This is a genomic window from Gillisella taibaishanensis, assembly GCF_001938985.1.
Classification (GTDB): domain Bacteria; phylum Pseudomonadota; class Alphaproteobacteria; order Rhizobiales; family Rhizobiaceae; genus Allorhizobium; species Allorhizobium taibaishanense.
This window is the reverse complement of the sequence record NZ_MKIN01000010.1, coordinates 1-5,274: the sequence shown is the minus strand read 5'-3', so window position 1 is coordinate 5,274 and position 5,274 is coordinate 1. Positions and strand designations below refer to the sequence as shown.

The 5,274-nt window shown below is 56.6% G+C and carries 3 protein-coding genes; 1 reads left to right on the top strand and 2 read right to left on the bottom strand.

Annotated elements, in window-relative coordinates; translation table 11 throughout:
- Positions 1-244 precede the first annotated feature (244 nt).
- Positions 245-4,183, bottom strand: a complete 3,939-nt coding sequence (locus BJF91_RS00085) for a hypothetical protein (RefSeq protein WP_075612465.1) — start codon at positions 4,181-4,183, stop codon at positions 245-247.
- A 90-nt stretch (positions 4,184-4,273) separates the two neighbouring features.
- Positions 4,274-4,804 (bottom strand): gamma-glutamylcyclotransferase, encoded by a 531-nt coding sequence (locus BJF91_RS00080; protein WP_075612464.1) that lies wholly within the window; start codon positions 4,802-4,804, stop codon positions 4,274-4,276.
- 352 nt (positions 4,805-5,156) lie between these two features.
- Between BJF91_RS00080 and BJF91_RS00075 the strand changes: the two genes are divergently transcribed.
- Positions 5,157-5,274: DUF1810 family protein (locus tag BJF91_RS00075; RefSeq protein ID WP_139310536.1), on the top strand; the 118-nt coding region annotated here is incomplete at its 3' end.

The window sequence follows — 5,274 nt, the reverse complement described above, 5'->3', positions numbered from 1 at the left end:
GCGACCCAGGTGCTGATCGTCAACATGGGGGTCAATATTGGACGCCGATAGGGGGTTAACTTTCCGCGCCGATTGACATCCGGGGGCTGCAGCACAGATGTGAGCTGCAACTCCAATATTCATTTCCTTTAAGCCATCGCTGGTCGGAGCAGACGTCAGCTTTCGGCAACTAGGATTGCTACAATGATACCGGGCTTGCTTCGCCAAGCGGTTCTTGGTCGGCTGACTGAAGTCATCCCTATTGTTACTCTTGGCCATCGACGGCCTGCTCGGATTCGGTCGTGTGAACACTTTTGATAGTTTGCCCATCGATGGGCATTTCGCCGATCTCGGCTGACATCAAGAGCAGAGACACATATCCCGCTGCCTCGGCGATATTGCTTGAAGTCCCGCCAATCGCAGCCTGCGCTTCAGCGGCAAAGTCAACGTCCCCAATTCGCAAATGCTCGATCAATTCGGACACATTCGATTGCAGGACTTGGTCAAACGCATTGAGCCGTCGGGTCAGTTCCTCGTACTTTCTTTCGAAGGCAGCCTCCAAACTCCGACGGGCAGCAATCTCTTCTTCGGGACGGGTCTCATCGCCGAGCCGTTTTTGATCCATTGCTCCAAGTTCGCTGGCAAGGGTCAGCACCTCTCCAAACATGCTTACCACAGTAGATGGGGCTTGTGGCAATCCGAGTTGTTCGGCCCAGAAGGCAGCTCCCTCCATGTCGGGAAGGAGGGTCTGGTAACCAGACTTTCCGAGCGCCGGGAACGCGACACCCTCAATGTAAGGCATAATCGTCAGGTGGATCGACGGGTCTACAAATGACCGCACGAGTTCGGCTTGTTCAGCGAGTGTGACCACCGCATCTGCAACGTTGGGCGCGGGCAACAGCGCGAGAACGTCTGCTGGTGGCCACGGTAGAATACCCTTGGCGTTAACGCGGAGATGGAACTGTGCGGCGATCCCGGCTTCCTCTGCCAAGCGTTCAATTCCTGCCTTTCGCTGAGCTAGTCGTGTTTCCCCGGCAGCTCTGGCAGAGAGGGATACGAGCCGAACGGAGTTGCCTACTCGCGCGCCTTTGCCTCGTGCTGACCAAGTTGCCGTTGGCGCTTGCTTGTTTTCGTGGGCTTCTCCGGCCAGAAGTCGCAACGTCTCCAAGAGCGTCTTGAGACGGTTAAGCATTAGCGGAGGCCCGTCTCCAATAAGGTGCCAAGGTTCTTCGACAATGGTGGTATCGGCATCGGTGATGAGATCGCTCAGCCAGGCGATGTATGCACCAGCCTGGTTGGGCAGTATTGCGAACCTCTTGACGAGATTGACGCTTGCGCTGTGGAGGAGGTTCTGGAACTTGGTGACGGCGGTGTTAGCCTCTTCGTGCCCCGCGCCTGACGCTTCCAATGATGAAACAGTGGGAGGCGTCAGTGCTTCAGTATCCGCATTGAGTGCATTCAGCTTGTCAGCGAGGTTGCCGAGTGCATCCTTTCCTCGAAAATGTGCGTCGAAGACCTTCTCCAACGTCGGCACAAGGGCATCGAGGATTGCTACGCCTCTGGCAAGATAGTCGCTATAGCTCGGGGCGGCGACGCGGCGGGAAATCAGATCACGCCACCGTCGATTCCACTGAGGAACTGATGGTGGGGGAAGATTATCCCGCGGAATCCGCTTTGTCGCGAGCGGCAACTGAGCAAGGCCCGCCAGTTCGCCACCTGCGGTAATTGCGTTGGACACCGCAATGTCGGCCGACGGACACAGTGCCAAGATCAGCTCGCACAAACCGACAACCGCGTCATGTTGATTTTCCTGTACGGAACCAGCGACATACCAAAGATCGCAACGGACGATCACCCCATCATCCGAACCTTCGGTAATCACAGGTCCGGCCCAAGCTGTCTCTGCCTGAACCCGTGCGAACAACGCCTCTTGCCCGACCTCGGCGACCCAGTGACTGGCGATCTCACGATCCAGGGTGGATAAGGTGCCCATCAGAGACCCCAAGAGATCGAGGTTGGCATTCAAGAGGCCTTCTGGAACCTGCACGAGACTGGTCCGTACTGCGGCTGGCAAAGGCATTCCGACCAGGGCCGCGAGAATATCATCGAGGCTCGCCAGATCCGCTGTCTCGATCAGGGCAGACAAAGCAGAAGGTGACATACGCTCCATCAACAGGCGACGTGGGTCATCTTCCGGCGAACCTTTGATCTGCGAAAGTCGATCCGCCGCGGCCTGCACCTCCGGGATAATGGCGAGACTACTCAGATCGATACCGGCGATCCCTAACATCGCGGCACTCCCGATTTGCGTTCGCGGCAGCGCACGCGCTTCAGGAGTGTCCAGCCATTCGTCCACCCCCGAGGAAACGCGGCCCGAACCTAGCCCCCTAAGCACTGAAGCCAACGCCCGCGCATCCTGTTCGCCCTCCAAGCGGGAAATCAAGCCATCGAGTACTGCCGGTACAGGTAGGCGCCGCGCAGATAGTGTGTCTGCAACCAAGGGTTCGAGATCGGTAGCGGGTACGCTTGCGACTGTCCTTTCGAAACTCGTCTTGAGCGTCGGCAATATTGTCTGATGTGTGAGCTGCAACAATTCTTCGGATCGAAGCTTGTGTAGGCCGGTGACCGCGCCCGGAGCGGGCGAGCGGACCAGATGTTCCTCGATGAGGCGTTGTAGCGCGCGCGACAGATCGGCCTCACTAACTGAGAGAGCGCGTGCCAATCGCGATGCATCAACTTCAGCATTCGCTGCGCCTGCCCAGGCGCCGGATCGCAGAATATCAAGTTCGAGGGAACGCTTCGGATCTGAAACTCTGGCCGCGACTTGATCGGCGAGGAGTTCGTGCATCCTTTGTCCGCGCGCCAGTATGTGGACATATTCGAGAAGAAGGCCATTGCTCATCTTCCACGGCTCGTACCAACCCGCCCAGTTCGTCATTCCGGCTTCGCGCAGTTCTCGCCAGAGCCGTTCTGCGAGTTCGTCATCGGGATCGGCGCGTATTTCGGCTGCCCGCGCGCGCTCTGCAATCAGCGTAACATCTTCTTCCCTGACCGAACCGAGCAGGACGACGCCGGGCACAGACATCGCCTCTTTGAGCAAGGCGCCCCAGCTTTCCGGCCCATTCCGGCCGACATCATCCATGACAAAGCCAAGGGGACTGTCTTCTGAAGCGCGAAACGTCCTGACCAACTGGCGCAGAGATGGAATATCCGCCGCGCTTAAGCGACGGATACGAAACCACCGCACCGTATGTCGCAGCGAGTTGGCAGCTTCCCACATCAAAGCGGATTTCCCCGCCCCCGACGGTCCGACTATCAAAGCGGCCCGGCGTTGTTCAATACCCGCCACCAAAGCCGACCTGCTTCGGGGGCGTTCGGCCACCAAACCTGCCGCGATGTGACCGGGTTCTACATCGACCCCGAGATAGAAGTTCGGGTCGTTGAGAGGCGTAAGGAAATCGACGGGCTCACAAACGCCATTCATGAGGGCTTGTTCGATCGCGTCAATGTCGATAGCGGCCATGACATCTCGGATTGTCGTCTCCGTGTCAGAGATCGAAACGCCACGATAGTTCTCTGACGCCAACCGGCCATTGGCATCTGCCAAGGAGCCCACGCGAACAAGAAGTTCGGCAAAGCACATCTGAGCAGCGATCGGGGCGCAGTTCAGCCGATTTACGATCAAGCCGATCGCCCATTCTTGCGGTGAGGTCGCCACGACGATTGATGTTCGTCGGAGAAGATCAGAGGACCCATTGAATTTTGCAAGTCTGGTGCTGATCGGACCTTTGATCCAACGAACTGCAGGGTGGTCATTGAGGGGACTGAGACCCTCCACTTCTCGCTCAAGAACGAGCTCCAATCGCTGCGGCTGCGGTGCGGAGCAAAATGACCGATTCCACAGGTCCTCAATGTGTCCAGCCGTCTCGCCTTCCGTATAGTCTCCAAGGTGTTCCCGCCGGCTCTTGACCTGGACAAAGCTAGTTGCTTCGCCACGCAGCTCGATGTCGTCACCACCTTCCGGGATCACGATGGCGGGCGCTCGCTGACCAGCCCATATTTCCACGGCCATCCAAGCGGACACGGCGTCTTGGTAGCGAAAGCCGCGGCCTGCGTTGGATCCGGCCCTAGACGCAGCCTTCGCGGGTTTAGACGATGGCTTTGGTTCGCGACTCCGCTTGTTGTGTTTAGGATTCTTCTGCAAGTATTCGATCCCTAGCGCAAACTCGTTGTGCCGCTGCTATTACCGCGCCGCAGTGAGTCGATCGCGAGCAGCGATCTTTGCAGTACTAAACTAGCCACCAGACTGTTGAGCGTTCCTGATAGCGGCCGCGAACGCGATGACCGTAGCATCTTCTACGCCAACAGCGTTAAGCTTGCCGGCAACGTTGATCACGTAGTCCGAAGCCTTGCCATCTCTCCCAACGGCTGCCATCGCCATTGCAACCAGTTCGTCGAGATTTTTTCCTGTGATGACGTTTCCCCCCACATAGACTGGTAAATGCGCCTCAACGTTACGACCGTCGCTCAGTTTGATTCTCATCTTTCTTAGTGGAAAGTTCTTGCCTTCGCGCCGTTCCAGGTAAGCAAACACTTCGACCTGTTTCGAATCATCAAACTCAAACGCACAACCTACGCAAACCCCGTCAGTTTTTTCGATCAGGTTCAAAGTAGGGCCAGGCGTGGCATCGGTCCCCCAATTCACTCTCGATGCCTTATTGAAGGATCGTTGATAGCCTTTCAACTCCGCCAACACCCCATCCGTGCCGCCATGCGTTCTTTGCCAGTTGTCCCACATAAGTGACCCATACCCGAAAACCCACATTCTTCTTCCTCCACCCTCAGTAAGAAATAAATCCTCACACAACCAATAGTCCAGATGGAGAGCTTAGAAAAGAATCGAAGGGTAAAAGTAACCTTGGCCGCTCGTCGGGGTGTCCTATTGGTTTCCCACGCTGGTCGAGCCACTGCAATTCAAAGATCAGATGTCCGCTTTCGAGCACCGGCGCTTTCACCTGAACGTCCAGAATGAAGGCGCATAACGGAAATGATTTCCGCAAGGGGGCCGGAAGCGGCTTGGCGACTTTTGGGTATCAGGTTAAGCAAATTCGATGCTCAGAATGGAGAACTCGTAGTCACGACTGTCTGCGTTCACACGGGGAGCGAAAGACAAACGAATGGGATTTGACTTGGGGCGGTTCGTCAAAGCGCAACACGAGGTATATGACAACGCTTTGCAAGAACTGCGTGATGGCAAAAAGAAGTCGCACTGGATGTGGTTCATCTTTCCGCAAA

Excerpts from the sequence above, each read along its gene's own strand:
- BJF91_RS00080 (WP_075612464.1), bottom strand. The coding sequence starts at position 4,804 with ATGTGGGTTTTCGGGTATGGGTCACTTATGTGGGACAACTGGCAAAGA.